Raw genomic sequence first — 26,841 nt, forward strand, 5'->3', positions numbered from 1 at the left:
AGAAGTTCCCGGGTCCCGCCCCCGGACTCCGTCCGGGGTGTCCCCGGGGTCGGAGTCGGCGTTGTCGGTGCCTCGGGCCACAATGGTCCGCGTCGACACCCGCCCGGACGGACCCGTCCGGGCACCCGTACACCCCGAACCATGGTTAAGGAGCCGCGCAGCGATGGCCCGCCGCAGCACGAAGACCCCGCCGCCGGAGGACTTCGAGGAGAAGATCCTCGACATCGACGTCGTCGATGAGATGCAGGGCTCCTTCCTTGAGTACGCGTACTCCGTGATCTACTCCCGGGCCCTGCCCGACGCCCGGGACGGCATGAAGCCGGTGCACCGGCGCATCGTCTACCAGATGAACGAGATGGGCCTGCGCCCCGACCGCGGGTACGTCAAGTGCGCCCGTGTCGTCGGCGAGGTCATGGGCAAGCTGCACCCGCACGGTGACGCCTCGATCTACGACGCCCTCGTGCGCATGGCCCAGCCCTTCTCGATGCGGCTGCCGCTGGTCGACGGCCACGGCAACTTCGGCTCGCTCGGCAACGACGACCCGCCGGCCGCGATGCGTTACACCGAGTGCAAGATGGCCGACGCAACGTCGCTGATGACGGAGTCGATCGACGAGGACACCGTCGACTTCACCGCCAACTACGACGGCCAGGAGCGCGAGCCCGTCGCCCTCCCCGCCGCCTACCCGAACCTGCTGGTCAACGGCGCCTCCGGGATCGCCGTCGGCATGGCCACGAACATGGCCCCGCACAACCTGGGCGAGGTCATCGCGGCCGCCCGCCACCTGATCCGCTACCCGGAGGCCGACCTGGAGGCGCTGATGCGCTTCGTTCCGGGTCCCGACCTGCCCACGGGCGGACGGATCGTGGGCCTCTCGGGCATCAAGGACGCCTACGAGAACGGTCGCGGCACGTTCAAGATCCGCGCCACCGTCGCCGTGGAGGACGTGACCCCGCGCCGCAAGGGCCTGGTCGTCACCGAACTGCCCTTTACGGTCGGCCCCGAGAAGGTCATCGCGAAGATCAAGGACCTGGTCGGCTCGAAGAAGCTCCAGGGCATCGCCGACGTCAAGGACCTCACCGACCGCTCGCACGGCCTGCGCCTGGTCATCGAGATCAAGAACGGCTTCCACCCGGAGGCCGTGCTGGAGCAGCTGTACAAGCTGACGCCGATGGAGGAGTCCTTCGGCATCAACAACGTCGCGCTGGTCGACGGCCAGCCGCTGACGCTGGGCCTCAAGGAACTGCTGGAGGTCTACCTCGACCACCGCTTCGAGGTCGTGCGGCGCCGCAGCGAGTTCCGCCGCGGCAAGCGGCGCGACCGCCTGCACCTGGTCGAGGGCCTGCTGGTGGCCCTGGTCGACATCGACGAGGTCATCCGGATCATCCGGGACAGCGACAACTCCGCGCAGGCCAAGGAGCGCCTGATGGAGCGCTTCTCCCTGAGCGAGATCCAGACCCAGTACATCCTCGACACCCCGCTGCGCCGCCTCACCCGCTTCGACCGGATCGAGCTGGAGTCCGAGCGCGACCGGCTGACGGGCGAGATCGACGAGCTGACCGGGATCCTCGACTCGGACAGCGAGCTGCGCAAGCTGGTCTCCGGCGAACTCGCCGCCGTCGCGAAGAAGTTCGGCACCGAGCGCCGCACCGTGCTGCTGGAGTCGGCGGGCACGGCGGTCGCCGCGGTCCCGCTGGAGGTCGCCGACGACCCCTGCCGGGTGCTGCTGTCGTCCACCGGTCTGCTGGCCCGTACGGCCAACGCCGACCCGCTGCCCGAGGAGGAGGGCGGCTCCCGCGCCAAGCACGACCTGATCGTCTCGCAGGTGGCCGCCACCGCGCGGGCCGACGTGGGCGTGGTGACCTCCTACGGGCGCCTGCTGCGGCTGTCGGTGATCGACCTGCCGCAGCTCCCGGACACCCACGCCGCGCCGAACCTGGCGGGCGGCGCCCCGGTCGCGGAGTTCGTCTCCGGGCTGGAGGCCGACGAGACGGTGATCTGCCTGACCTCGCTGGACGAGTCCTCGCAGGGTCTGGCCCTGGGCACCGAGCAGGGCGTGGTCAAGCGGGTCGTGCCGGACTACCCGGCCAACAAGGACGAGCTGGAGGTCATCACCCTCAAGGACGGCGACCGGATCGTCGGCGCGGTCGAACTGCGCACCGGCGAGGAGGACCTGGTCTTCATCACCGACGACGCCCAGCTGCTGCGCTACCCGGCGGGCCAGGTGCGCCCGCAGGGCCGCCCGGCGGGCGGTATGGCGGGCATCAAGCTCTCCGAGAACGCCAAGGTGATCCACTTCTCGGCGGTGGACCCGGCGCGGGACGCCGTGGTGTTCAGCGTGGCGGGCTCGCACGGCACCCTGGACGACTCGGTGCGCTCCGGCAAGCTCACCCCGTTCGACCAGTACCCGCGCAAGGGGCGCGCCACCGGTGGTGTGCGCTGCCAGCGGTTCCTGAAGGGCGAGGACCTGCTGGTGCTGGCCTGGGCGGGCAACGCCCCGGTCCGCGCCGCCTCGGCGAACGGCACTCCGGCCGCGCTGCCGACGGTCGACCCGCGCCGCGACGGCTCGGGCGCCCCGCTGCCGGCCGACGTCCAGGCACTGGCGGGCGCGGCGCTGTAGCGGCAGGTGCGGGGCGGGCGGTCCGTGCGGATACCGGACCGCCCGCCCCGCGACCCGACTACTGTTTTCCCCGTACACGCGGGTGGGGGGAGATCAGAGCTGATGAGTCGTCGGTCGAGCGGGTTGATCGGGGTCTGGGCGGAGGCCCAGCGGCAGCAGCAGCGGACGCAGTTGATCCAGCAGCGCGAGGCCGAGCGCCGGCAGCGGGCCTACGAGCGGGACGTCGCCCGGGACCGGCGGGAGCAGCAGGCCGCCTACAAACAGCACCGCGAGGCCGAGGCCCGGCGGCGCACCGAGCAGCTCGAAGCCGAGGTCGCCGCCCTGCAGGGGCTGCTGGCCACCGGCTGCCGGGCACCGGCGTTCCGGATGACCTCCCTGGTCCGCGACGAGCGGCTCGAAGCCTTCAACCCCGGCACCCTCGCCCACCCGGTGCCGATGCCCCAGCTGCACCAGTTCCAGCAGCAGAGCAGCGGCTGGACGCTCGGCTCGGGGCGTCGCGCCCAGGCCGAGCGGGAGGCCCACGACCGGTACACGCAGGCGTGGCAGGCCGCGCACGCCGCGGAGCAGGAGCGGCTGCGGCAGCTGGCCGCGTACCGGCAGCAGTACGACCGGTGGGCGGCGGAGCAGCTCGCCGGGATCCGCCGCCACAACGGCGGTCTCACCGAACTGGCCGACGCGCTGCGCGCGGGAGATCCCGAGGCGGCGGTGGAGTACTTCTCGGCGGCGCTGTACGCCTCCACGGCCTGGCCCGAGGAGCTGCCCCGCCAGGTCTCGGCGGCGTACGACCCGGCGGCGCGGCAGCTCGTGCTGGACTGGGAGCTGCCCCGGTACGAGGCCGTGCCGGAGACGAAGTCCGTGCGGTACGTGGCGGGCACGGACCAGGACAAGGAGACCGCCCGGCCGGCGACCCAGCGCCGGGCGCTCTACCGGGACCTGCTGGCCCAGTGCGTGCTGCTGGTGCTGCGCGAGGTGTACGCGGCGGACGAGTTCGGTGCCCTGGAGTCGGTGGTCGTCAACGGGTTCGTGGACGACCACGATCCCGTGACCGGCCGGGAGGCACAGCTCGTCCTGACGACCGTGCAGGCCCAGCACGCCGCCTTCTCCGGGTTGCGGCTGGAGCAGGTGAGCGCCGTGGACTGTCTGACGGACGGCCTGCGCGGGCAGTTGTCGGCGCGGCCGGACCAGCTGACGGCCGTTCGGGCGGGCCGCAGGCCGGGCGAGGTCGGCGGCGCCGGCGGGGTCGTCAGCCACGGTGGGCACGCGGACGGCGGGGAGGAGCCCGACCTCTTCGTGATGGACCCGATCGCCTTCGAGGACCTGGTGGCGGAGCTGTTCCGGGCGATGGGCATGGAGGCGGTCACCACGCAGCGGTCCGGCGACGGGGGTGTGGACGTCGAGGCGCTGGACCCGGCCCCGATCCGGGGCGGGCGGATCGTGGTGCAGGTCAAGCGCTACCGGAACACGGTGCCGCCGACGGCCGTGCGTGATCTGTACGGCACGGTCCAGGACAAGGGGGCGAACAAGGGGGTGCTGGTCACCACCGCGTCCTTCGGGCCCGGGTCGTACACCTTTGCCAACGACAAGCCGCTGGAGTTGGTTCCCGGGGCCGAACTGGTCGAGCTGCTGCACCGGTACGGGCTGCGGGGGCGGCTGGGCGGGAGCACCCGGGAGGCCTCCGTACCGGCCCCGCGGGGGAACCGACGGGAGGCGGGGGCTGCTGCGCGGAGCTCGGATCCGTCCGCCGACACCGTCCCGGCCCTGCCCCTGGAACCGCCACCCGTGGCGGCCGACCGCAACGTACTGGGGATGTACTGGTCGGGCCGGGTCGCGCTCGACGTGTGCGCGCTGGTCTGCGAGGGCGACCGGGTGCTGAGCGAGGACCACTTCGTGTTCTTCAACAACCCGCGGACCCCGGACGGTTCGGTGCGGTCCCGGCCGCACACGGCGCCCGACAAGGCCGCCGTCGAGGTCGGCTTCGACGCCCTGCCCCAGCGTGCCGACCGCCTGGTCCTGGTCGCCGCGATCGACCCGGAGGCCGATCCCGACGCGGACCTGGCGGGCTTCACCGACGCCCGGATCCGGCTGCTGGACGCGGCCGGAGGGGAGATCGACCAGCTGGAGGTCTCGGACGGCAGGGCGGGCGAGACGGCCCTGGTCCTCGGCTCCTTCCGGCGCCGCCCGAACGGCGACTGGAAGTTCGTGATCGGCGGCAAGGGCTACCGCGGCGGTCTGGAGGACCTGCTGCGCGACTACGGGGTCGAAGTGGCGTGACGCGGGCCTGGGGCCGGGGTCAGGCTCCGGGTCGACCGCCCCGGTACGCGTGGTCCTCGGGAACCGCGTCCCGGGGCTCCGGTCCCCCGGCCCGCCGGGCGTGGCGGGCCGCGGTACGGGCGCCCAGGGGGAGGGCCGCCGCCAGGGAGGCCGCGGCCACGGTGCCGGCCCCGGCGGCCGGCCAGCCCACGGCGGCGCCCGTCGGCGGCGGCCCGAACCGCGGCTGGGCCACGCCCTCCGGGTCCAGGGTCACCTCGGACGCGGCGCCCACCGGGTGTTCCCGGGCCCACTCGGCCCCGCGGAAGAAGCTCGGCGACGCGGCGAGGGTGAGGGTCCGGCCGTCCTCCAGCCGGACGTCCGCCAGGTAGACCTCCCCCGTGTCGGGGTTCCCGCGGGTCCAGGCGGCGGTGACCACGGCCGGGTACGCCACCCCCCGGTCGCGCAGGATCTCGTCGGCGGCCCGCGCCGACCAGCCGTACGCCAGCGTGACCGTCCCGACGTAGAGCACCCCGGCGGCGACCCCGGCCGTCCGGACCCCCCGTGGGCTCAGCCCCGGGGAGGCCGCAAGGAGGCCGAAGCCGACGATCACGGCCAGCGCGAGGTACATCCAGGCCAGTCCCTGGACGCGCGACAGGCCGGAGTCGGCCCTGGTGTGCAGGTCCCACAGCATGAACAGCCGTGCCAGCCCGGTGAAGACGCCGGTGAGGGCCACCGCCCACACGGCCGTCCAGATCCCGGTCCATGTCCCCGCCCGGCCCGCGAGCCGCCGGTGTTCCCCGTCCGCGCCCATCCGCCCAGCGTCCCAGCAACATCCGGCGGGCGTAAGGGCGCGGACCGGACCGGACCGGCCGTCGGGTCGGGCTCACTCGCCGGGTCCGGAGTTCCCTTCCGTTCCGGCGTCCGTGTCTGCCGCGTCCGCGTACGCCGCGTCCGCGTACGCCGCGTCCCCGGCCCGGTCCACGTAGCGCAGCACGCCCCACATGCTCTCCGGCGGCGTGTTCCGCGGGTCCGCCTCCTCGCAGTCGGCCAGCTCGCGCAGCAGCCCGGGGCCGTCGAGGGCGGAGCCGATCAGGACCAGCTGCGTCCGGCGCGGCTCCCCCCGCCCCCAGGGGCCGGGGGCGAAGCACAGGAAGCGGCCGACCGAGTGGACCTCGTAGCGCTCCTGGTGGCCGGGGACGCCGAACCAGACGAAGCCCTTGATCCGGTAGAGGCCGGCCGGGCGGCGGTCGAGGAAGTCGATGAGCCGGCGCGGGGAGAGCGCCCCGTGCGAGGTGAACTCGACCGCCTCGTAGGCCGCGTGCAGGTGCCCGTGGTGGTCCTGCCCGTCGGTGTGCTCGTGTTCCGCGGCCTCCGCGAGCAGGTCCTCGAAGGAGAGCTGCCCCCGGGTCCGCGACCAGGGCCGGCGGTCGAAGAGCAGCTCCGGGTCGATCCGCCCGTGCTCGGCACCGACCACGGGGATGCCCGGGGCGCAGAGCGCGGCGAGTTCCCCCTCGACGCGGGCCCGTTCGGCTGCGTCCACGCGGTCGGTCTTGTTCAGCACGACGAGGTCGGCGACGGCCAGGTGGCGGTCGGTCTCGGGGTGCGCGGCCCGGGTCGCGTCGAACTCGGCCGCGTCGACGACCTGCACCAGGCCGCCGTAGCGGACGGCCGGATTCTCGTTGGCCACGAGCATCCGGACCATCTCCTGAGGCTCGGCGAGCCCACTGGCCTCGATGACGATCACGTCGATCCGGTGGACGGGTGCGGCGAGCTTCTCCAGGTACGCGTCCAGTTCGCTGCCGTCGACCGCGCAGCACAGGCAGCCGCCGCCGAGCGAGACCATCGAGTCGCCGACCTGTCCGGCCACGGACATCGCGTCGATCTCGATCGACCCGAAGTCGTTGACGACGACCCCGATCCGGGTCCCCGCGCGGTGGGCGAGCAGATGGTTGAGCACGGTGGTCTTGCCGGAACCGAGGAATCCGGAGAGGACGACGACCGGAACGGTCCGGGCGGGGGGAGCGGGCTGCCTGCTGTTCACCCGGACGATCGTAGTCAGCCCAGCGGGGGGACCGGCCGGGGCGGGGTCGGGCCGGCGTAGCGCGCGGCCGGCCGGATGATCTTCGGGTCGGCGGCCTGTTCGAGGATGTTCGCGCTCCAGCCGACCACCCGGGCCGCGCAGAAGGTGGGGGTGAACATCTCGCGCGGCAGCCCGCACAGCTCCATGACCACGCCCGCGTAGAACTCCACGTTGGTGTGCAGCTCGCGGCCCGGCTTGAGTTCGGCGAGGATCTCCTCCACCTGCCGCTCGACCTCCACGGCGAAGTCCACGAGCGGCCCGCCGAAGTCCCGGGCGATCCCCCGAAGCATCCGGGAGCGCGGGTCCTCGGTGCGGTAGACGGGGTGCCCGAAGCCCATGATCCGGTCCCCGGCGAGCACCCGTTCCCGGATCCACGGCCCGATCCGCTCCACCGTGCCGATGGCGTCGAGGGTGTCCAGGGCCCGGCTGGGCGCGCCCCCGTGCAGCGGTCCGGAGAGCGCGCCGATCGCACCGGTCAGGCAGGCCGCGACGTCCGCGCCGGTGGAGGCGATCACGCGGGCGGTGAAGGTGGAGGCGTTGAAGCCGTGGTCGACCGTGGAGACGAGGTACCGCTCGACGGCGCGGGCCCGGACCGGGTCGGGCTCCTCGCCGGTGAGCATCCAGAGGTGGTTGGCGGCGTACGGGAGGTCGTCGCGCGGCTCCACCGGCTCCAGGCCGCGGCCCAGCCGGTACAGGGCGGTGAGCAGCGTCGGCACGGCGGCGCAGGCGGCGAGCGCGTCGGCGGCGCGGGCCTCGGGGGTGAGGTCGTAGACCGGGCGGAAGCCGGCGGTGGCGCCGAGCAGTGAGAGGGCGGTGCGCAGCCCGGCGAGCGGCCCGGAGGCGGCGGTGGCGCGGGCGAGGGCCGGCAGGGCGTCCCGGACGTCGGCGGGCAGGTGGCGCAGCGGCGCGATCTCGGCGGCGAAGGCGTCCCGCGCGGCACGGTCGGCGGGCAGCGCGCCGCGGAACATCAGGTGCCAGACGTCCTCGAAGGTGCGGTTCTCGGCGAGCTCGACGGCCGAGTACTGGCGGTAGTGGTAGAAGCCTTCCAGGCCCCGGACGTCACCGAGCTGCGTCTCGGTGACCACGACTCCCGCGAGACCGCGGGGTACTTCGACGGTGGTGTTCATGAATCGACCATCCATCCTTGACTCGATCCTTGTCAATGTTGATTAAATCAATGTATGTAGGCTGTGTGTCATGTCTGATCGCGCAGCCGACGACCTTCCCGCCGCCGAGGGGACGCGGCGGCTCACGACCCAGGAGGCCGCCCGCCTCCTGGGGGTGAAGCCGGCCACCGTGTACGCCTACGTCAGCCGCGGCCAGCTCAGCAGCCGCCGCGATCCGGTCGGCCGGGGCAGCAGCTTCGACGCGCGCGAGGTGGAGGCGCTGGCCCGGCGGAGCCGCCGTGAGGCGGCGGGCCCGCCCGGGGAGCTCTCCGTCCGCACCTCGCTCACCCTCATCGAGGCCGACCGGTACTTCTTCCGGGGCGTGGACGCCGTCGAGCTGGCCTCGCGGTACGCCTACGAGGAGGTCGCCGAGTGGCTGTGGACGGGGAGCCTGCCGCACGGGGCCCGGTTCGCCGCTCCCCCGGAGGCGCTCGCCGCGGCCCGGCGTGCGGTGGCCGCCCTCCCGGTGCACAGCGGCCCCCTGGACCGGCTCCGGGTCGCCGTCACGGCGGCGGCGGTGGCGGACCCGCTGCGCTTCGACCTGTCCGGGGAGGCCGTGCTCGGTTCGGCGCGCAGCCTGGTGCCGACGCTGGTCGGCGCCCTGCCGGAGGCCGCCCCGGCCCGCGTCGGGGACGGGCGGCTCGCCTGGGAGCTGTGGTCCCGGCTGACGGCCGTGGACCCCGACCCGGCGGCCCTGGACGTGCTGGACCTGGCGCTGGCGCTGCTGGTCGACCACGACCTGGCCGCCTCCACCCTCGCGGTGCGGGTGGCCGCCTCGGCGCGGGCCCATCCGTACGCGGTGGTCTCGGCCGGGCTGGGCGCGCTGGAGGGCCCCCTGCACGGGGCGGCCGGTCGGCTCGCGCACCGGATGCTGACGGAGGTCCTGGAACGGGGCGGCGCCGCGCCGGTGGTGGCGGACCACCTGCGCGCCGGGCGGCGGGTACCCGGCCTCGGCCACCGCCTGTACCGGGGGGAGGATCCACGGGCGCGGGCCCTGTTCGACCGGCTGGAGGGGCTCCCCCAGGCCGGTCCGGCGCTGGGCGCGGCCCGGGACGTGGCCACCGTGATGGCCCGGCACGGACTGCACCCGAACGTGGACCTGGCCCTCGCGGTGCTGACGGTGTCCTGCGCCATGCCCGCCGAGGCGGGGGAAACGGTGTTCGCGGTGGCCCGGACGGCGGGCTGGATCGCACACGCGCTGGAGGAGTACCAGGAGCGGCCCCTGCGCATGCGGCCGAGCGGCCACTACGACGGCCCCCGGCCGCCCAGGCCACTGCCGTGACGGTTCCTCCCACTCCCGGTCGGCGTCCGGCTGCTTGACCAGCGTGGCGAGCGCACCGGCCCGCAACACCGGATCACCCGGTCCCCCGGCAAGGGCGAGCGCCGACAACACCCGCTTCGGCCGCAGCGCACCGTGGGAGCGGGCCCGCGCCCGACGGCCCCCGCACCCGCCGCCACCCACACAGGGAGAACCCAGGCATTCCGCTTACGCCGTCGCCGACCTACGGTTACTGGTCATGCGGTTCCTCCCCGCGAGTGCCCGACGCCTCGGGCTGCCCCGACGGGCCGTCTCGCAGATCCTGCTCACCCAGCTGGCCATCGCCGCCGGGGTCCTCGTGCTGGCCACCGGGCTCTTCCTGGCCCCGCTCAGCGCCCAGCTGGACGACCAGGCCATGCGCCGCGCGCTGGCCATCGCCCAGAGCGCGGCGGCGGACCCGTCCCTGGCCTCCGACCTCCTGAGGTCGGGGCCGTCCCCGGACACCCCCGTACAGGCGGCGGCGGAGCGGATCCGCAGCGCCACCGGAGCCGAGTACGTGGTCGTCATGGACCTGAAGGGCATCCGCCGCTCCCACCCCAGCCCCGACCGCATCGGGCTGCCCGTCTCCACCGACCCCGGCGACGCCCTGGCGGGACACGACGTCATGGAGATCGACGAGGGCACCCTCGGCCGCTCGGCCCGCGGCAAGGTCCCCCTGGTCGCCGCCGACGGCGAGATCGTCGGCGCCGTCTCCGTCGGCATCCCCTACGACAGCGTGCGCGACCGGCTCCTCGGCGCCATCCCCGGACTGCTCGCCTACGCCGGCGGAGCGCTGGCCGCCGGTGCGCTCGCCGCCTACCTGCTGTCCCGCCGGATCCAGCGGCAGACCCGCGACCTCGCGTTCTCCGACATCGCCGGTCTCCTCGCGGAACGCGAGGCCATGCTGCACTCCATCCGCGAGGGCGTGATCGCCCTCGACGGCGACGACCGCGTACGGCTCGTCAACGACGAGGCCGCCCGGCTGCTGGGGCTCTCCCCGGACACCGCCCGCACCCTCGCCGGGCGCCCGCTCGACGAGCTCCTCGGCCCGGGCCGCACCAGCGACGTCCTCGCCGGCCGCGTCACCGGACGCGACCTGCTCACCGTCCAGGGCCCGCGGGTCCTGGTCGCCAACCGGATGCCGACCGCCGACGGCGGCGCGGTCGCCACCCTGCGCGACCGTACCGAGGTGGAGCACCTGAGCCGCGAGCTGGACTCCACGAAGGGCCTGATCGATGCCCTGCGCGCCCAGGACCACGAGCACGCCAACCGCCTCCACACCCTCCTCGGCCTGCTCGAACTGGAACTGCACGAGGAAGCCGTCGCCTTCGTGAACGAGGTCGCGGGAGTGCACCGCAGCACCGCCGAACAGGTCACCGAGAAGGTCCACGACCCCCTGCTGGCCGCACTGCTGGTCGGCAAGGCCACCGTCGCCGCGGAACGGGGCGTCCCGCTGCGGCTGGCTCCGACCGCTTTCCTCCCCGACCGCCTGGTGGACCCGGGAGGCCTCGTCACGATCCTCGGCAATCTGGTGGACAACGCCCTGGACGCGACGGCGGGCTCCGCCGCGCCCATGGTGGAGGTCGACCTCCGCGCCGAGGGCCGCACCGCCGTGCTGCGGGTGCGCGACAGCGGCCCGGGCGTCCCTGCCGGGCGCCACGAGGAGATCTTCACCGAGGGCTGGTCGACCAAGCAGCCCGAGGCCCACCGCGAACGCGGCCTCGGACTCGCCCTCGTACGCCGCCTGGCGGAGCGGCAGGGCGGCAGCGCGCGGGCCGGGGAAGCCTCGGACGGAGGGGCGGAGTTCTCCGTCGTGCTCCCGGAGGCCCTGCGGTGAACGGGACCCCGAGCGGTGAGCTGGCCGTACTGGTCGTCGACGACGACGTGCGCGTCGCCCGGATCAACGAGGCGTACGTGGACAGGGTTCCCGGGTTCCGCGTGGCCGGCCGGGCCCACTCGGCGGCCGAGGCCCTGGAGTTCCTCACCACCCGGCCCGTGGACCTGGTCCTCCTGGACCACTACCTGCCGGACGAGAACGGCCTCGACCTGGTGCGCCGCATGCGCCAGCTGGGCCACCACACCGACGTGATCATGGTCACGGCCGCCCGGGACCTGGCCACCGTCCAGGCGGCCATGCGGCTCGGCGCCCTCCAGTACCTGGTCAAACCGTTCGCCTTCACCGGACTGCGCGCCAGGCTGGAGGCCTACGCCGCCCTGCGCCGCTCCCTCTCCGGCGGCGGCGAGGCCGAGCAGGCCGAGGTGGACCGGATCTTCGGCGCCCTGGCCGCGGCGGGCACTCCGAACGAGCTCCCCAAGGGCCACTCCCCCACCACCGCCGAGCTGGTGCGCCAGGTCCTGCGCACCGCCGAAGGCCCCCTGTCCACCCAGCAGGTCGCCGACCGCGCCGGCATCAGCCGCCAGACCGCCCAGCGCTACCTGAAGCTCCTGGACCGCGCCGGCCGCGTCTCCCTGGCCCTGCGCTACGGCGAGACCGGCCGCCCGGAGCACCGCTACGCGTGGCTCCCCACGGCGGACCCCTCGGCGGGCCCCTGAGGACTCACACGGCGCCGGCCCCGGTCAGGGAGCGCACCTCCGTCTCCGCGTGCCTGCGCTCGTCCGGCTCCTCACCCGAGGTGACCGTCCCCAGCCAGCCCGCGAGGAAGCCGAGCGGGATGGAGACGATCCCCGGGTTCTGCAGCGGGAAGTACTGGAAGTCCACACCGGGGAACAGCGATTCGGGACTCCCCGAGACCACCGGCGACAGGACGACCAGCAGCACCGCCGGGACCAGCCCCCCGTACACCGACCAGACCGCCCCCCGCGTCGTGAACCCCCGCCAGAACAGCGAGTACAGCAGCACCGGCAGGTTCGCCGAGGCCGCCACCGCGAAGGCCAGCCCCACCAGGAAGGCGACGTTCAGGTCCTGGGCGACCAGCCCCAGGCCGATCGCCACCGCCCCGATCCCCACGGCCGCGGCGCGCGCCACGGCGACCTCGCTGCGCTGCCGGGCGTGCCGCCGCTTGAGGGAGGCGTAGAGGTCGTGCGCGACGGAGGCGGACGAGGCGAGGGTGATCCCGGCGACCACGGCGAGGATGGTCGCGAAGGCGATGGCGGCCACGAACGCGAAGAGCACCGCGCCCCCGGTGGACTCCGCGCCCCCGCCGAGGAAGGCCGCGAGCAGCGGTACGGCGGTGTTCCCGGAGGCGTTGGAGGCCCGCACCCGGTCCGGGCCGAGCAGGGCCGCGGCCCCGAAGCCCAGCACGATGGTCATCAGGTAGAAGCCGCCGATCAGCCCGATCGCCCAGACCACCGACCGGCGGGCCGCCCGCGCCGTCGGCACGGTGTAGAAGCGGGACAGGATGTGCGGCAGCCCCGCCGTGCCCAGGACCAGGGCGAGCCCGAGGCTCATGAAGTCGACGCGGGCGGTCCAGTCGCCCCCGTACCGGAGGCCGGGGCCCAGGAAGCGCGCGCCGTACCCGCTGCGATCGGCGGCGCTGGTGAGCAGCTGGCCGAAGTTCCCGTGGAAGCGCAGCAGGACCAGCACGGTCAGGGTGATCGCCCCGCCCATCAGGAGTACGGCCTTCACGATCTGGATCCAGGTGGTGGCCCTCATCCCGCCGAAGGACACGTAGACCACCATCAGGGCGCCCACGCCGATCACGGTGAGCGTCCTCGCCGCGGCGCCCGAGCCGCCGAGCAGCAGCCCCACCAGGCTGCCCGCCCCGACCATCTGCGCGACCAGGTAGAGCACCGAGACCACGACGGAGGAGATCCCCGCGGCGATCCGTACGGGCCGCCGGCTCATCCGGGCGGCGACCACGTCGGCGAGGGTGAAGCGGCCGCAGTTGCGCACCAGCTCGGCGACCAGGAAGAGGACCAGCAGCCAGGCCACGAGGAAGCCGACGGAGTACAGCAGGCCGTCGTACCCGAACAGGGCGATCAGGCCGGAGATCCCCAGGAAGGAGGCGGCGGACATGTAGTCGCCGGCGATGGCGAAACCGTTCTCCATGGGAGAGAAGAGTCGCCCGCCCGCGTAGAACTCCTCGGCCGAGCCGTGCCGGTTGCGGCTGACCCAGGTGGTGATGCCGAGCGTGACGGCGATGAAGACGCTGAACAGGATCAGCGCGAGGGTCTGGTGCTCGCTGTTCACCGGCCCTCCCCCCGGGCGCCGGTCCGCTCCTGGTCGCGTTCCTGCTCGAAGACCGTCCAGCGCAGGTCGAGTGCGGCCCGGTCCCGCCTGAGGCGGGCGTGGCGGGCGTAGGCCCAGGTCAGCAGGAAGGTGCTCAGGAACTGCCCGAGCCCCGCGAGCAGGGCCACGTTCACCGGGCCGAAGACGGGCCGGGCCATCAGCCCGGGCGCCGTGGTGGCGGCGACCACGTAGGCGACGTACCAGAGGAAGAACCCGGCGGTCGCGGGGACGACGAACCTGCGGTAGCGGCTGCGGACCTCCTGGAAGGCGGCGCTCCGCTGCACTTCGAGGTAGATGTCGGATGCGCCGGACGCGGTCCGGCCCGCGGTGTCCGGACGGGACGGGGACGTCTCCCCGCCCTCGCCCCAGCCCACGGCCGGCGCGTCGTACCAGGGGTCGTCCAGCCGGATCGTTCCGGCATCACGACCGTCGTGCTTGTCCACCGAACTCTCCTTGTCCGCCGCCGCATTGGCCGCGTGTCCACAAGGATGTGCTCGATGGTCGTTTTCAGGACTGATGTCCGGCGCTCTTCACTCCTTCAGGTGATGGAGGGAAGAGCGCCGGTGTGCCGGAACCGCGTCCGGGTCAGGCGTCGATGCGCGAGCGGTCCAGGGTGGCCGCCGAGCTGGTGATGAACTCCTTGCGCGGGGCCACCTCGTTGCCCATGAGCAGGTCGAAGACCTGCTCGGCGGAGTCCAGGTCGCCGATGTTGATCCGGCGCAGGGTGCGGAAGCGGGGATCCATGGTGGTCTCCGCGAGCTGGTCCGCGTCCATCTCGCCGAGGCCCTTGTAGCGCTGGATGGCGTCCTTGTACCGGATGTTCTTGCGCTGGTACTCCAGCAGGGTCTGGCGCAGCTCGTTGTCCGAGTACGTGTACACGTACTTGTCCTGGCCCCGCTTGGGCTGGACCAGCTCGATGCGGTGCAGCGGCGGGACGGCCGCGAAGACCCGGCCCGCCTCGACCATGGGCCGCATGTACCGCTGGAAGAGCGTCAGCAGCAGGCACCGGATGTGCGCGCCGTCCACATCGGCGTCGACGAGCAGGACGATCTTGCCGTAACGGGCGGCGTCGAGGTCGAAGGTACGGCCCGAGCCGGCCCCTATGACCTGGATGATCGCTCCGCACTCGGCGTTCTTGAGCATGTCCGAGACCGAGGACTTCTGGACGTTGAGGATCTTGCCGCGGATCGGCAGCAGGGCCTGGAACTCGGAGTTCCGGGCGAGCTTGGCCGTACCGAGGGCCGAGTCCCCCTCGACGATGAAGAGCTCGCTGCGGTCCACGTCGTCGCTGCGGCAGTCGGCCAGCTTGGCCGGCAGCGAGGAGGACTCCAGCGCGGTCTTGCGGCGCTGCGCCTCCTTGTGCTGGCGGGCCGCGATACGGGTCCGCGCGGCCGCGACGATCTTCTCCATCACGGCGCGGGCCTGCTGCTTGTCGTCGCGCTTGGTGGAGGTCAGGAAGGCCTTGAGCTCCTTGGCGACGACGGCGGCGACGATGCGCGTCGCGGCGGAGGTGCCGAGGACCTCCTTGGTCTGGCCCTCGAACTGCGGCTCGGCGAGGCGCACGGTGACGACGGCCGTCAGGCCCTCCATCGCGTCGTCCTTGACCACGTCGTCCTCGGCGACGCGCAGCAGCTTCGCCGAGCGCAGGACCTCGTTGACGGTCTTGGCGACCGAGCGCTCGAAGCCGGAGACGTGGGTACCGCCCTTGGGGGTGGCGATGATGTTCACGAAGGACTTGAGGTTGGTCTCGTACCCCGTGCCCCAGCGCAGGGCGATGTCCACGCCCAGCTCGCGGGTGACCTCGGTCGGGGTCATGTGGCCGCGGTCGTCGAGGACCGGGACGGTCTCCTTGAACGTGCCCGTGCCGGTCAGGCGCAGCACGTCGCAGACGGCCTTGTCCTGGGCGAGGTACTCGCAGAACTCGCTGATGCCCCCGTCGAAGCGGAACGTCTCCTCGGTCTTGCCGGCGCCGTCTATGGCCCGCTCGTCGCGGACCACGATGGTCAGGCCGGGCACGAGGAAGGCCGTCTGGCGGGCGCGCTGGTACAGCGTCTCCAGGCCGAGGCGGGCGTCCTTGAGGAAGATCTGCCGGTCCGCCCAGTAGCGGACCCGGGTGCCGGTGCGGCCCTTGGGGATGCGCTTGACCTTGCGCAGGCCGCCGGCCGGATCGAAGGGGCTGTCGGGGCCCTGCTCGGTGAAGAACCCGGGGACGCCGCGGCGGAAGCTGACGGCGTGGGTGGAGCTGCCCCGGTCGACCTCGACGTCGAGGCGGGCCGAGAGGGCGTTGACCACGGAGGCGCCGACGCCGTGCAGACCGCCGGAGGCGGCGTACGAGCCGCCGCCGAACTTTCCGCCCGCGTGCAGCTTGGTCATGACGACCTCGACCCCGGACAGGCCGGTCTTGGGCTCGACGTCCACCGGGATGCCTCGGCCGTTGTCGCGGACCTCGACCGAGGCGTCCTCGTGGAGGATCACCTCGATGTGGTCGCAGTAGCCGCCCAGGGCCTCGTCGACGGAATTGTCGATGATCTCCCAGAGGCAGTGCATCAGGCCTCGGCTGTCGGTGGAGCCGATATACATGCCGGGGCGCTTGCGAACGGCCTCAAGGCCTTCGAGGACGAGCAGGTGCCGCGCGGTGTAGTTGGAACCGTCCCGGTCTGCTCCGGACAGCAGCGCGCTGGAAGGCACGGACGTGTCGGCGGTCACGCAGTTCGCTCCTCGCTGAATTTCTTTTCTGGCCCGGTCGGGCGCAGGGGTGGCTCGGCTGCCGGTCAGAGGGTACCGAGGCCTGGTAGAGCCGATGCAACGCCACCCTCGTCGCTTCCTCAGCCTAGTGCAGATCCGCACGGGTGTTCGATCCCCCGTGAGGGTGAAGCAAACATCACGTTCCCTTCCAGGCATGAACCATTTAGGGTTCGGGCACGTCCTCATGCACAACCGGCACTCACGCCGGGGAGGACGGGAACTGCTACACAGCGAACGACTGACAACGCGAAACCGTAAAGCAACGCAATACGGCTCCTTCGCCGCCAACCGGCAGCAGCCGGCCAGCTTCGGAAGGAAGTTTCGAGGAAAAGCCGCGAGCGGGAACGTTTTCGGCCTGGTTGGATGTTGACCCTGGTACGACAGCTCGTCGAGCTAGAGAAGAGGCGACGTGACTACTGTTCTGACACCCGCGACCCCGCTGACGGCCGCTGACCGATGCGACCGTTGCGGCGCCCAGGCATATCTGCGCGTCGTCCTCCTGAGCGGTGGTGAACTGCTCTTCTGCGCCCACCACGGGCGTAAGTTCGAGCCGGAACTCAAGAAGATCGCCGCGGAAATACAGGATGAGACCGAGCGGCTCACGTCCGCTCCGGCCGCTAGCGCTGCCGACACCGAGGACCGCTGACACAAGGCCTAACCTCGCATCCGACGAGCCAGGACCGGCCAGGCCGGTCGACGGGCGGCATCTCTGAGACCCAGGGACGCCGCCCGTCCTCATATCCGAGGCACTTCCCGGGCGTACGGGTCGGCCCGTACGCCCCCACACCCCCCTGCGGGGCCGTACGGGCCCCCTGGAGCCCCTCCGGACACCCGGTGCGGCCTCCTACGCCCCGCCGGGCCGCGCGGCCCTCTCGGTGCCGCTCACGAATCCGACCAACGGGGCGATCCGGGTGTACACGCCCGGACTGTCGGCGCGCCCGCAGCCGCGCCCCCACGACACCAGCCCGATCAGCCTCCCCCGGGCCACCAGCGGACCCCCGCTGTCCCCCTGGCAGGCGTCCTTGCCGCCGTCCCGGTCCCCGGCGCACACCATGGAGTCGGCCCGGTACTGACCGTCCGAGTCCCCGGGGTACGCCCGCCGGCAGACGTCGTCGGCCAGCACGGTGACCTGGGCCGCCCGCAGCCCGTACGCGTAGTCCCCGAAGCCGCTCGTGTCGCCCCAGCCGTACACGGCCGCGTCGGTGCCCGCGGCGTACGCGGGATGGCCGTCCTCGGCCATGGGGAGCACGTACTGCGCCGGAACGGCCTCGGCCAGTTCCAGTACGGCCAGGTCCCCGGCGTTGCTCCCGGGGTCGTAGGCCGGGTTCACCCGGGCGGCGCGCACCGCGATCTCGCGGCCCTCGTCGGCGCGCAGCTCCGTACGTCCGGTGATCACGCGGAAGTCGGTGACGGATTCGACCGTCCCGCCCAGCACCTGCCGGCCCAGGCAGTGGGCCGCGGTCACCACCGTGGTCGGGGCGACGACGACGCCCCCGCAGAACTGCCCGTCCCGGGTACCCCCGAACCGGTCACGGCTGGCGAGGGCCACGACCCACGGGCTGTCGGCCACGTTCACCGGCTTCCCGCCTATGACCACGCTGTCCGCGGCCACCCCCGGGGCCTGGGCCAGCGGCAGCACGGCCGCTCCCGCCACCAGGGTCAGCGCGCCCGCCAGAGCACGGGCAAAGGGACGACGCATGAGGCCTCCTGACTCTGAGTGTGCATGACTACACCCAGAGTGGGTCGCCCGGTGGCCGGGCGCACCCGCGCGGCCACCGTCACGGGCCCCCGCGCCCCCGGCCGGTGGAGATCCGGTACGGGCCCGGTCCGGATCCGCTCCGGATCCGCTCGGCAGTCCGGTCGGGCCGGCCCGGGGCGCACGCGTACCGGGCCCGGACCGGCCGCCCCGGGCCCTTCGGCAGTTCCGGTCAGTCCAGGTAGTCGCGCAGGACCTGGGACCGGGACGGGTGGCGCAGCTTCGACATGGTCTTGGACTCGATCTGGCGGATGCGCTCGCGGGTGACCCCGTAGACCTTGCCGATCTCGTCGAGGGTCTTGGGCTGGCCGTCGGTGAGGCCGAACCGCATCGAGACCACGCCGGCCTCGCGCTCGCTCAGGGTGTCGAGGACCGAGTGCAGCTGCTCCTGCAGGAGCGTGAAGCTGACGGCGTCGGCCGGGACGACCGCCTCGGAGTCCTCGATGAGGTCACCGAACTCGCTGTCGCCGTCCTCGCCGAGCGGGGTGTGCAGGGAGATCGGCTCGCGGCCGTACTTCTGGACCTCGATGACCTTCTCCGGGGTCATGTCGAGTTCCTTGGCCAGCTCCTCCGGGGTGGGCTCGCGGCCGAGGTCCTGGAGCATCTGGCGCTGCACGCGGGCGAGCTTGTTGATCACTTCGACCATGTGCACGGGGATGCGGATGGTGCGGGCCTGGTCGGCCATGGCGCGGGTGATCGCCTGCCGGATCCACCAGGTCGCGTACGTGGAGAACTTGTAGCCCTTGGTGTAGTCGAACTTCTCCACGGCGCGGATCAGACCCAGGTTGCCCTCCTGGATCAGGTCCAGGAAGAGCATGCCGCGGCCCGTGTAGCGCTTGGCCAGGGAGACCACGAGGCGGAGGTTGGCCTCCAGCAGGTGGTTCTTGGCGCGGCGGCCGTCCTCGGCGATGATCTCCAGCTCGCGCTTGAGCTTGGGCGCCAGCTTGTCGGAGTTGGCCAGCTTGTCCTCGGCGAACAGGCCCGCCTCGATGCGCTTGGCGAGCTCGACCTCCTGCTCGGCGTTGAGCAGCGGGACCTTGCCGATCTGCTTGAGGTAGTCCTTGACGGGGTCGGCGGTGGCGCCGGCCACGACGACCTGCTGGGCGGGGGCGTCGTCCTCGTCGTCCGAGATGACGAAGCCCTTGTTCTCCCCGCCCTCCTCTTCCTCCTCGGCCTCGGCCTTCGGGGCGTCGGGGCCCTCGTCCGCGGTCTCCTCGCCGTCCTCGTCCGCGTCCTTCTTGGCGGCGGTCTTCTTCGCCGCCGTCTTCTTCGCCGCGGTCTTCTTCGCGGGAGCGGCCTTCTTCGCGGCCGTCTTCCGGGCGGGGGTCTTCTTCGCGACGGGTTCGGCCACGGGCTCTTCGGCCAAGGCGTCGGTGGTGTCCGGCTCCGCCGTTCCGGTGTCCGCGACGATGCCGGCCGCGGCCGGAGGGGCCGCCGTCTTCGCCGCGACGGTCTTGGTCGCCGTCCGCTTGGCGGGGCTCTTCGGCGCGACGCTCTTGCGGGGGGTGCGCTTGGGCGACTCCGCGGCACTGACCATCAGTGTCACACCCTCTTCCTCAAGGATCTGGTTGAGGCTGCGCAGAACATTCTTCCACTGGGTCGCAGGAATCTGGTCAGCCTCGAAGGCCCGACGCACGTCATCGCCGGCGATCTGCCCCTCGGCCTTGCCCCGCTCGATGAGCGCCATCACAGACTCGGAATCGGCGATCTCCGGCGGGAGCGTACGGGATGTGCTGGCCGACACGAACAACCTCTCGGAACGATGGGAACGGCTTCCGACCCCGGCCTGGTGCTGGACCGGAGCCGACGACCACCGACTGGGGATGGGCCGGGGGCGCGGGCAGGGGCCGGGGAGCTGCACAGCACCCCCAAGGGCTGCTGTCTTCCCTCCGTCGGCCATCACCTCTTACGTCATCGCGTGACGTCGCGGAGCGTTACGCCCAATCTTCGTGGCCCGAATCACATCCGGTTCCCGTGCGTGCCCGTCCCGTGGCCGTACGCACGCCCGCGGAGGCCCCGGGAAGGCCCCCGGACGCCGGAGTCGCCGGGCCCGAAACGGGCCCGGCGACCGGTGTGCACCCCCGCGCCCCCGCGCGTCGGCGCCTCAGTGCTCGCGCGGGGCGGGGACCACGCGCTCGACCTCCGGATGCACCGTCAGGAGCTGACGCATGGCGTTCTCTGCACCCGTCGCGTCACCGGCCGCGAGCGCCTCGACCATCCGCGCGTGGTGCGCGACGCAGGTCTCGCTGGGACGGTCGCAGGCGGTGACGGGACTGCCGGAGACCTGGAGGGCGGCGGAGACGATGCCCGACAGGTGCTCCAGCATGCGGTTGCCGGCGACCTGGATCAGCAGTGCGTGGAACTCGTTGTCGGCGCGCGCGAAGGTGATCGCATCGCCCTGCCCGAGGGCGTGCCCCATGATCTCGACCATGTCGGCGAGGCGCTGCTGGACGTCCGCGCGGCCGTGGCCGGCCGCGAGGCGGGCGGCCAGCGGCTCGATCGTCCAGCGGAGCTCGTTGAGCTCGCGGCGCTGGTCGTCGCGCTGGGGCCCGAAGGCGCGCCACTCGATGATGTCGGGGTCGAGCAGGTTCCAGTCGGCGACGGGCCGGACCCGGGTGCCCACGTTGGGACGGGCGCTGACGAGGCCCTTGGCCTCCAGGACGCGCAGGGATTCACGGACGACCGTGCGGGAGACCTCGAAGCGCTGGCCGATCTCCTCGGGGACCAGGGGCCGGTCCGCGCCGAGGTCGCCCGAAACGATCATCTGGCCGAGCTGCTGGACGAGTTGGCCGTGCAGACCGCGCCCGCGGCTGCCTGCCGCCCGGCGGCCGACGCGGCTCAGCTCGACGTCGCCCCCGTCCCAGTGGGGCGGTCCGACCCGGTCGGACCCGGAGGCCTCCGGGTAGGGGTAGCGGTCGAGTTCGCCCGAGCCGGCGAGGCCGGTGTCGGCATGGCGGGCGGCGGTCATCATGGCGTGCGCAAGGGTACTCACGAATCCTTTGTCGGCCTCGCCTCCATCGCCCTTGAGGTCTTTGGTGAAAAGCACACGAAAGGGTGATCGGTGCCACCTACGCAATTGACGACTTATCGTAAAGAACCGGGCCTTTTGCGGGGAGTTGCGGTCCGCTTCGGGTGATCCGGCCCGATCTGGACTTCTACGGTCCCGGCGAAGTCGCCTCACGCACCGGAACGATCACCAACGGACCCTCCCGCGCAGTCCTGTGAACGCATAGGCGCACAACAGGACCATCAGCGACAACACCAGTGCGGTGCCCACGGGTTGGACCATCACCCGAAGGGCCCCCAGCACGATCCGGTCCGCCTCCGGCGGCCACGGCGACCAGGCCAGGCCGCGCAGGCGGGAGGCGATGCCGGTCACCGGGTACGCGGACGGCCCGTCGAGGACCTCGCGCACCAGCGGTACGACGGCCACCGGCACGGCGAGCACCGCCGCGAAGCCCACGGACGCGGCGCGGAACACCCCGGCGGCGAGGACCCCGGCCCAGCCGCAGCCGACGAGGAGTCCTGCCCAACTCGCCGCGGGGGAGAGCCATTCCGCCGGCGGGCTCAGCGGCCCGGAGCCGCCGAAGACGATCCGGAGCGCCGCGGCGTCGGCGGCGACCGTGAGGGTGCCGAGGGCCAGGGCGAGGGCGGCGCAGACGGCGAGTTTGGCGGTGAGCAGCCCCAGCCGCCGGGGCACGGTGCCCCGGTCGGCCGCGAGGGCGGGGTAGCGGTACTCCTCACCGAAGGCCAGGGAGCCGAGCAGCCCGGCCCCGAGCGCGGCGGGCGGCAGCGGGAAGAGCTCCGGCCAGGCGGCGAGCAGTCGGCTCCGGGGGGTGTGGCCCGCGCGCGCCAGCACCAGGGAGGTGAGCACGGAGACGGTGACGACGAGGGCGGCGGTCAGCAGTGGGGTGGCCGTGCCGAACACCCGGCGGAGCTCGTAGCGCAGCGGCCACAGCGGGCCGCCCACCCGTCGCACCCGCCGCAGCCCGGAGGAGCCCCGCCCGGAACGGGCACGACGCGACCCGCCGCCCCCTCCCGGGCCGGGGTACCCGGACACATCGGGGCCCCCGGCCGGAGCGGCATCGACGACCGCGAAGGGGCGCCGGTCCGGGACCGGACCCCCGTCGGGGCCCTGCCCTGCGGACCGGGCCGGTTCCGGGGGCGGGCCCTGGTCCGGTGCCGCCTCGCCGCCAGGGGGCGCGACGCGAACGGAGGTCACGCCGGGTTCGGCCCCGGGGTCGGCGCACCCCGGCCCGGTGAGGAGCGCGGCGCGGGAATCCGGGCGGAGGTCCCCGTGGACCGATTCCTCCGCGCCGGCCACGAGGCCCGCCACGGAGCCCGGCACCTGCCGGGCCTGCGCCTCCGCCCGAACCTCCGCCCGGACCTCTGCCCGGACCTCTGCCCGGACGTCCACCCGGGCCGCGCTCCCGCCGCGGGTCCGGGCCTGCGGTACCGGCGGGACGGGCGCACCCGCGTCCCCGGTCTCGTCCGCGAGTTGATGGACGAGCACTCCGTGCCGGAACGCCGCCTCGCCGATCTCGGCGCAGTTGCTGCCGTACACCGACAGGCGGCTGCCGCTCTCCTCGACGATCTCCACCACCTTGTGGGCGGAGCGGGCCTCACGCCCCAGTACGTCGGCGAGCCGGGCGGCGTGCGGGGTCCGCACGGCGACCCGCGGTCGCAGCCGGGTGCGGGCGAAGTCCGCGGCGTCCTGGTCCGCGACGAGGCGGCCCGAGGCGATGGACACGACCCGGTCGGCGTACCGGGCGGCCTCCTTCGCGTCGTCGGTGGTGAAGAGCACGGCCCCGCCGAGGGAGGCGTGACCGCGCAGCAGCCCGTGGAGCCAGGCCCGCTCGCGGGAGTGCAGCCCGGCGGCGGGTTCGTCGAGGAGGAGGGTGCAGGGATCGGCGAGCAGCGCCGCGGCGAGGGCGACGCGACGCTCCATGCCGGCCGAGAGCGAGCCGAGCCGCTGGTCGCGCAGTCCGCCGATGCCGACGACCTCCATCAGGGTGTCCGCCCGGGAGGCGGGGACCCCGACGGCGGCACTGAGCATCCGCAGTTGGTTGCGGACCGTCCTGGACGGGTGCCCGGGAACGTCTCCGAGGAGTACGCCGACCTCGCGGCCCGGATGCGGGATCCGGTGCAGCGGGCGGCCTCGGAAGTAGGTGACGCCCCGGCCCGGTTCGAGTTCGAGCATCAGCCGCAGCGCGGTGGTCTTGCCCGAACCCGGCTCGCCGAGCAGGGCGGTCACGCATCCCGGGCGGGCCTCGAAGGTGAGGTCGTTCACGACGGGCGGGAGTTCTCGACGGGGTGTGCTGGTGAGTCCGATGGCCTGGAGCATCGCTTCTCTCGCGGGGGGTGAGACCGCTCTGCGGCAGGGTGAGTACCGCAAGCAAGATAACGCGATATGTCCGATTTTCTATGCAACCGGTCCGTGCCGGTGCCGCGATCGCGGCACGGAACCGCCCCGGCGCACGGCGGGGGCCTCCCCGGGGAGGATCAGACTTCCGGGCGCAGCATCGGCGGGTTGAGCAGGGTCGCCCCGCCCGCCCTGAACAGCTGGGCCGGGCGGCCGCCCTGGCGTGTCGTCGTCCCTCCGGCCGGCACCAGGAAGCCGGGGGTGCCGGTGACCTTGCGGTGGAAGTTACGGGGGTCCAGCGCCACCCCCCACACCGCCTCGTACACCCGGCGCAGCTCTCCGACCGTGAACTCCGGCGGGCAGAAGGCGGTGGCCAGGGAGGAGTACTCGATCTTCGAGCGGGCCCGCTCGACACCGTCGGCGAGGATCCTCGCGTGGTCGAAGGCCAGCCCGGCGGAGGCCTGGTCGGCGCCCTCCAGCAGTTCGTCGACGGGCGCCCAGCGGGCGCCGTTGGCGTCCCCGCCGGCCCGGGGCGCGGGCAGGTCGGGGGCGAGGACCAGGTGGGCCACGCTGACGACCCGCATCCGGGGGTCGCGCTGCGGATCCCCGTAGGTTGCGAGCTGTTCGAGATGGGCGCCGTTGTCCACGCCGGGCGCGGCCGGGTCGTGCGCGCACAGCCCGGTCTCCTCGGCGAGTTCCCTGGCGGCGGCCGCCCCCAGGTCCTCGTCCCCGCGGACGAAACCGCCGGGCAGCGCCCAGCGGCCCTGGAACGGCTGCTCACCCCTTCGGACGACCAACGCGCAGAGCGCGTGGCGCCGCACGGTGAGCACGACCAGGTCGACGGTGACGGCGAAGGGCGGAAAGGCCGACGGGTCGTAGGGCGACATGCCGCGATCATAGTCGTCTGCCTGACGATAAACAGAGCTTTGGTGATCCCGGAGACGGTGATCTGGAACCCAGACCGGATCCTCGCGACCAGCCCGGACGGCCGCGCGCGGCTAGCCCCGCAGTTGGAGCCCATCGGCCGCCTCCTCCACCATGCCGACACCGAGGCGGCTGATCCGGACGGCGAACGGTTCCTCCGACACCCTCAGGCCGGACAGGCGCAGTGCACCGAGGGGAGCGCCCGCACGTGGAGTGACGGCGACGGTCGCCGCCGGGGCGTCCGGGCGGATGCCCGCGAGCGTGGTGAGGGCGTGGATCCCCGCCGCGGCGGCCACCGCCGCGGGCCTGCAGGCCGCGGGATGCGGGAGCGGGGCGCTGCCGGCGGTCCGCTGCTCGGCCGCGTACATCTCGGGCAGGCGGTACCCGAAGGACTCCGCCGCGTCGAGCAGTCCCCGCAGCAGCCCCGCGGCCTCCTTGTCGAAGCCGGCCTGGGCGAGCCCGGCCACGGCGAGGGCGCTCTCGTGGGCCCGCACCGCTCCGGACCGGTGCCCGAAGGGGTTGTGTCCCGGTTCACGCGCGGCCATGCTGCGCAGCCCCCATCCGGAATCCATGGCCGGGGCTCCGAGCAGTCGGGCGAGGTGTTCGGTCCGGACGGGGTCCAGCAGGCCGGGTGCGAACTCCCCGCCACCCAGCAGGCCCGTGTCCAGCAGGTGCGCGGCGGCCCCCGTCAGCCGGGGCAGCGGACGGCCGTCCGGGTGCAGTGCCGCGGCGGGACGGCCTCCGTCCGGGCCGTCGATCCAGAACCTGGCCCGGAACCGTTCCCGCAGGGCGGCGGCCCACTCCCGCCATTCCGCGGCTCCGGGCCGCCCGCAGTCGGCGAGCAGATCGGCGCCGAGCAGCGCGGCGCGGTGCGCGTGGGCCTGGGTCTCGCAGCGCCGCGGCCCGGGATCGGGGTCGGCCAGGAAGCCGTCCTCGCCGAGCGCGCCGCGCAGCCAGCCCAGGCAGCGCTCCGCCGCGGGCAGCAGCCGGGCCACTTCCTCCTCGGACAGCCCCCATCTGCGCGCCTCGGCGAGCACCGCCGGAAAGCCGAGGGTGGCCTCGGTGCCGGTGCACCCCGGCGGGAGCTGCGGTCCCGCGGCGCGCAGCGGTCCCGGGATCTTCCCCGCTTCCGGGCCGCGGCCCCCGGTCTGGCTCCGGGCCAGGGTCCGCAGGGTGGCGGCGGCCAGCCCGGTGCCGAGCGGGAGCGCCATCCGCGCGGCCCACAGCGACTCGGCCGGGGCCAGCCCAAGCCGCCAGGGCACTCCGGCCGCCGCGAAGGCGTCCGCGGGTGCCTCGGGATCCCTCAGGAGCAGTGCGCGCAGGTCGTCGAGGCTGGTCCGGAACCAGGCGTCGGCCCTCGGGTCGTCCCCCTCGGCGCGAGCGGCGGAGAACGGGTTCGCGACCTGTCCGGCGGGGGCCCGGGTAGAGCGGTCGCGCGTGGTGCGCAGTTCGATGCTGCGGGACTCCCCCGGCCCCAGGTCGAGCTGCCAGCGCAGCAGTCCGGCCGATGCGAGGGCGTCGTCGGGGGCCGGTTCGGCGGTGGTGACGGCGAGGGCGTCGCCGGTGCTCCAGCGCAGTCCGCCGGCGTGCACCCCGGCGGCGAGTTCCGGTCCGGCCCGGCCGGCCGCCACGGCGGCGAGCTCGGCCAGGTCGGTGCCGAGGGAGACCTCCACCGGGAGGCGCAGCGGGCGGGCGGCGAAGTTGCGCAGGGTGATGCGCTCGGTGCCGTCCGCGTGGCGGACGCGCTCGACTCCGACGTCGGGGTCGGGGCCCGCCTCGATGCCGGTGCGGACGGTCGCGGTGAAGGAGGCCCGGTCGGCGGCGAGGCTGCGTGCTTGGACGGCGACCGGGTCCCGTCCGCCGACGCGCAGGACGCAGCGTGACAGCAGGCGCCGCCCCGCACGGTAGATGCCGTCGATGCCCCGCCCGGTCAGCTGGCCGTGCTCGGGAGAGATGACCAGGCAGGGCGCGGCGACGCAGATGACGGCGCCGTGCACCGGCGGCAACTCGGGCCGGCGCGCGGGCCCCGCAGCGGACTGCCGGGGCGGGGGCGGTCCTGCGGGCCGTGTCTCCGGCTCTGGGCCGTGCGGCCCGTCGGCCTGGCGGTCCGTGGACGCCTCGGGGACCCGCTCCACCACCGCCTCCGGCACCGGGGGGCCGTAGCGCGGTCCGCCCGGCCCCGTCCCGTGACCCCTGGAGGGGGAATCGGGTCCGTCCTCTGTGGCCACTGTGGTGCGATTGCCCGGGGCGGTGGGCGAAGGGGGCCCGGGCGAGTCGGTTTCAGGTACGGGGGGAGCCATGTGCCGCCTTGTCTGCGCTCCGGCCGGTTCCGCTGGGCGGCGGCGCGGCCGGGCGCCCACCTCCCCCCAGCTGAACGCCCTCACCCCCGCCCGGGTCACGGGCCCCGGTGGCGGCTGCCCGCACGGGGTGCCGCGCCGGCGGCGCAGCGCCG

The 26,841-nt window shown here is 73.5% G+C and carries 18 protein-coding genes; 6 read left to right on the plus strand and 12 right to left on the minus strand.

All coding sequences use genetic code 11. The annotated features are described in order from the left end of the window. Positions 1 to 163 precede the first annotated feature (163 nt). Positions 164 to 2,620, plus strand: coding sequence for a DNA topoisomerase IV subunit A (locus ABZW32_RS01010; protein ID WP_356209468.1), 2,457 nt, complete (start codon positions 164 to 166; stop codon positions 2,618 to 2,620). Positions 2,621 to 2,722: 102 nt separating this feature from the next. Continuing rightward, a complete protein-coding gene (locus ABZW32_RS01015) occupies positions 2,723 to 4,891 on the plus strand; it encodes a restriction endonuclease (protein ID WP_356209471.1) in 2,169 nt (722 codons plus the stop codon). 19 nt (positions 4,892 to 4,910) lie between these two features. On the opposite strand, the gene ABZW32_RS01020 is transcribed toward ABZW32_RS01015, so the two are convergent. The 3 genes from ABZW32_RS01020 to ABZW32_RS01030 form a co-directional block, all read right to left on the minus strand. Beyond that, on the minus strand, positions 4,911 to 5,681 hold the full coding sequence (locus tag ABZW32_RS01020) for a hypothetical protein (RefSeq protein WP_356209474.1): 771 nt from the start codon (positions 5,679 to 5,681) through the stop codon (positions 4,911 to 4,913). A gap of 72 nt (positions 5,682 to 5,753) precedes the next feature. Further along, positions 5,754 to 6,911, minus strand: coding sequence for a GTP-binding protein (locus ABZW32_RS01025; protein WP_356209476.1), 1,158 nt, complete (start codon positions 6,909 to 6,911; stop codon positions 5,754 to 5,756). 14 nt (positions 6,912 to 6,925) lie between these two features. Further along, positions 6,926 to 8,092, minus strand: coding sequence for a citrate synthase (locus tag ABZW32_RS01030; protein ID WP_356209479.1), 1,167 nt, complete (start codon positions 8,090 to 8,092; stop codon positions 6,926 to 6,928). A gap of 55 nt (positions 8,093 to 8,147) precedes the next feature. On the opposite strand from ABZW32_RS01030, the gene ABZW32_RS01035 reads away from it, so the two are divergent. The 3 genes from ABZW32_RS01035 to ABZW32_RS01045 all read left to right on the plus strand — a co-directional run bounded on the left by ABZW32_RS01035 (position 8,148) and on the right by ABZW32_RS01045 (position 11,966). After that, positions 8,148 to 9,398, plus strand: coding sequence for a citrate synthase (locus tag ABZW32_RS01035; RefSeq protein ID WP_356209482.1), 1,251 nt, complete (start codon positions 8,148 to 8,150; stop codon positions 9,396 to 9,398). 235 nt (positions 9,399 to 9,633) lie between these two features. Further along, positions 9,634 to 11,250 carry a sensor histidine kinase gene (locus ABZW32_RS01040; RefSeq protein ID WP_356209485.1) on the plus strand — a complete coding sequence of 539 codons (1,617 nt, stop codon included), beginning with the start codon at positions 9,634 to 9,636 and terminating at the stop codon, positions 11,248 to 11,250. After that, positions 11,247 to 11,966 carry a response regulator gene (locus tag ABZW32_RS01045; protein ID WP_356209488.1) on the plus strand — a complete coding sequence of 240 codons (720 nt, stop codon included), beginning with the start codon at positions 11,247 to 11,249 and terminating at the stop codon, positions 11,964 to 11,966. Before ABZW32_RS01040 ends, ABZW32_RS01045 begins: the two co-directional genes overlap by 4 nt. A 4-nt stretch (positions 11,967 to 11,970) precedes the next feature. Here ABZW32_RS01045 and ABZW32_RS01050 read toward each other — a convergent pair whose 3' ends face one another. The 3 genes from ABZW32_RS01050 to ABZW32_RS01060 form a co-directional block, all read right to left on the minus strand. After that, complete coding sequence (locus tag ABZW32_RS01050) at positions 11,971 to 13,563, minus strand: cation acetate symporter (protein WP_356209491.1); 1,593 nt, start codon at positions 13,561 to 13,563, stop codon at positions 11,971 to 11,973. Continuing rightward, complete coding sequence (locus ABZW32_RS01055) at positions 13,560 to 14,045, minus strand: DUF485 domain-containing protein (protein ID WP_356209494.1); 486 nt, start codon at positions 14,043 to 14,045, stop codon at positions 13,560 to 13,562. Before ABZW32_RS01055 ends, ABZW32_RS01050 begins: the two co-directional genes overlap by 4 nt. A gap of 142 nt (positions 14,046 to 14,187) precedes the next feature. Further along, the gene (locus ABZW32_RS01060; RefSeq protein ID WP_356209497.1) at positions 14,188 to 16,308 is read right to left on the minus strand and encodes a DNA topoisomerase IV subunit B; all 2,121 of its coding nucleotides are present in this window, start codon (positions 16,306 to 16,308) and stop codon (positions 14,188 to 14,190) included. 448 nt (positions 16,309 to 16,756) lie between these two features. On the opposite strand from ABZW32_RS01060, the gene ABZW32_RS01065 reads away from it, so the two are divergent. After that, entirely contained in the window at positions 16,757 to 16,993 is a 237-nt protein-coding gene (locus tag ABZW32_RS01065; protein WP_267032258.1) for a hypothetical protein, read from the plus strand. A 198-nt stretch (positions 16,994 to 17,191) separates the two neighbouring features. Here the strand turns inward: ABZW32_RS01065 and ABZW32_RS01070 are convergent, their stop codons facing one another. The 6 genes from ABZW32_RS01070 to ABZW32_RS01095 form a co-directional block, all read right to left on the minus strand. Continuing rightward, complete coding sequence (locus ABZW32_RS01070; RefSeq protein WP_356209500.1) at positions 17,192 to 18,046, minus strand: serine protease; 855 nt, start codon at positions 18,044 to 18,046, stop codon at positions 17,192 to 17,194. A gap of 229 nt (positions 18,047 to 18,275) precedes the next feature. Next, complete coding sequence (locus tag ABZW32_RS01075; protein WP_356209503.1) at positions 18,276 to 19,847, minus strand: RNA polymerase sigma factor; 1,572 nt, start codon at positions 19,845 to 19,847, stop codon at positions 18,276 to 18,278. Between the two features lie 360 nt (positions 19,848 to 20,207). Continuing rightward, positions 20,208 to 21,149: a FadR/GntR family transcriptional regulator gene (locus ABZW32_RS01080; RefSeq protein ID WP_356209506.1), complete on the minus strand. Its 942-nt coding sequence runs from the start codon at positions 21,147 to 21,149 to the stop codon at positions 20,208 to 20,210. 147 nt (positions 21,150 to 21,296) lie between these two features. Next, positions 21,297 to 23,447, minus strand: a complete 2,151-nt coding sequence (locus ABZW32_RS01085; protein WP_356209509.1) for an ATP-binding cassette domain-containing protein — start codon at positions 23,445 to 23,447, stop codon at positions 21,297 to 21,299. A gap of 158 nt (positions 23,448 to 23,605) precedes the next feature. Then, complete coding sequence (locus tag ABZW32_RS01090; RefSeq protein WP_356209512.1) at positions 23,606 to 24,352, minus strand: NUDIX domain-containing protein; 747 nt, start codon at positions 24,350 to 24,352, stop codon at positions 23,606 to 23,608. Between the two features lie 111 nt (positions 24,353 to 24,463). Further along, positions 24,464 to 26,689 (minus strand): glycogen debranching N-terminal domain-containing protein, encoded by a 2,226-nt coding sequence (locus ABZW32_RS01095; protein WP_356209515.1) that lies wholly within the window; start codon positions 26,687 to 26,689, stop codon positions 24,464 to 24,466. Between the last annotated feature and the right edge of the window lie 152 nt (positions 26,690 to 26,841).

The sequence above is a fragment of the Streptomyces sp. NPDC004667 genome (assembly GCF_040609475.1).
Classification (GTDB): Bacteria; Actinomycetota; Actinomycetes; order Streptomycetales; family Streptomycetaceae; genus Streptomyces.

Bases quoted from the DNA above. Each gene is read 5' to 3' on its own strand.
- ABZW32_RS01085 (WP_356209509.1), bottom strand. From the start codon at position 23,447: ATGCTCCAGGCCATCGGACTCACCAGCACACCCCGTCGAGAACTCCCG.
- ABZW32_RS01015 (WP_356209471.1), top strand. From the start codon at position 2,723: ATGAGTCGTCGGTCGAGCGGGTTGATCGGGGTCTGGGCGGAGGCCCAG.
- ABZW32_RS01040 (WP_356209485.1), top strand. From the start codon at position 9,634: ATGCGGTTCCTCCCCGCGAGTGCCCGACGCCTCGGGCTGCCCCGACGG.
- ABZW32_RS01010 (WP_356209468.1), top strand. From the start codon at position 164: ATGGCCCGCCGCAGCACGAAGACCCCGCCGCCGGAGGACTTCGAGGAG.
- ABZW32_RS01095 (WP_356209515.1), bottom strand. From the start codon at position 26,689: ATGGCTCCCCCCGTACCTGAAACCGACTCGCCCGGGCCCCCTTCGCCC.
- ABZW32_RS01070 (WP_356209500.1), bottom strand. From the start codon at position 18,046: ATGCGTCGTCCCTTTGCCCGTGCTCTGGCGGGCGCGCTGACCCTGGTG.
- ABZW32_RS01020 (WP_356209474.1), bottom strand. From the start codon at position 5,681: ATGGGCGCGGACGGGGAACACCGGCGGCTCGCGGGCCGGGCGGGGACA.
- ABZW32_RS01035 (WP_356209482.1), top strand. From the start codon at position 8,148: ATGTCTGATCGCGCAGCCGACGACCTTCCCGCCGCCGAGGGGACGCGG.
- ABZW32_RS01030 (WP_356209479.1), bottom strand. From the start codon at position 8,092: ATGGATGGTCGATTCATGAACACCACCGTCGAAGTACCCCGCGGTCTC.
- ABZW32_RS01090 (WP_356209512.1), bottom strand. From the start codon at position 24,352: ATGTCGCCCTACGACCCGTCGGCCTTTCCGCCCTTCGCCGTCACCGTC.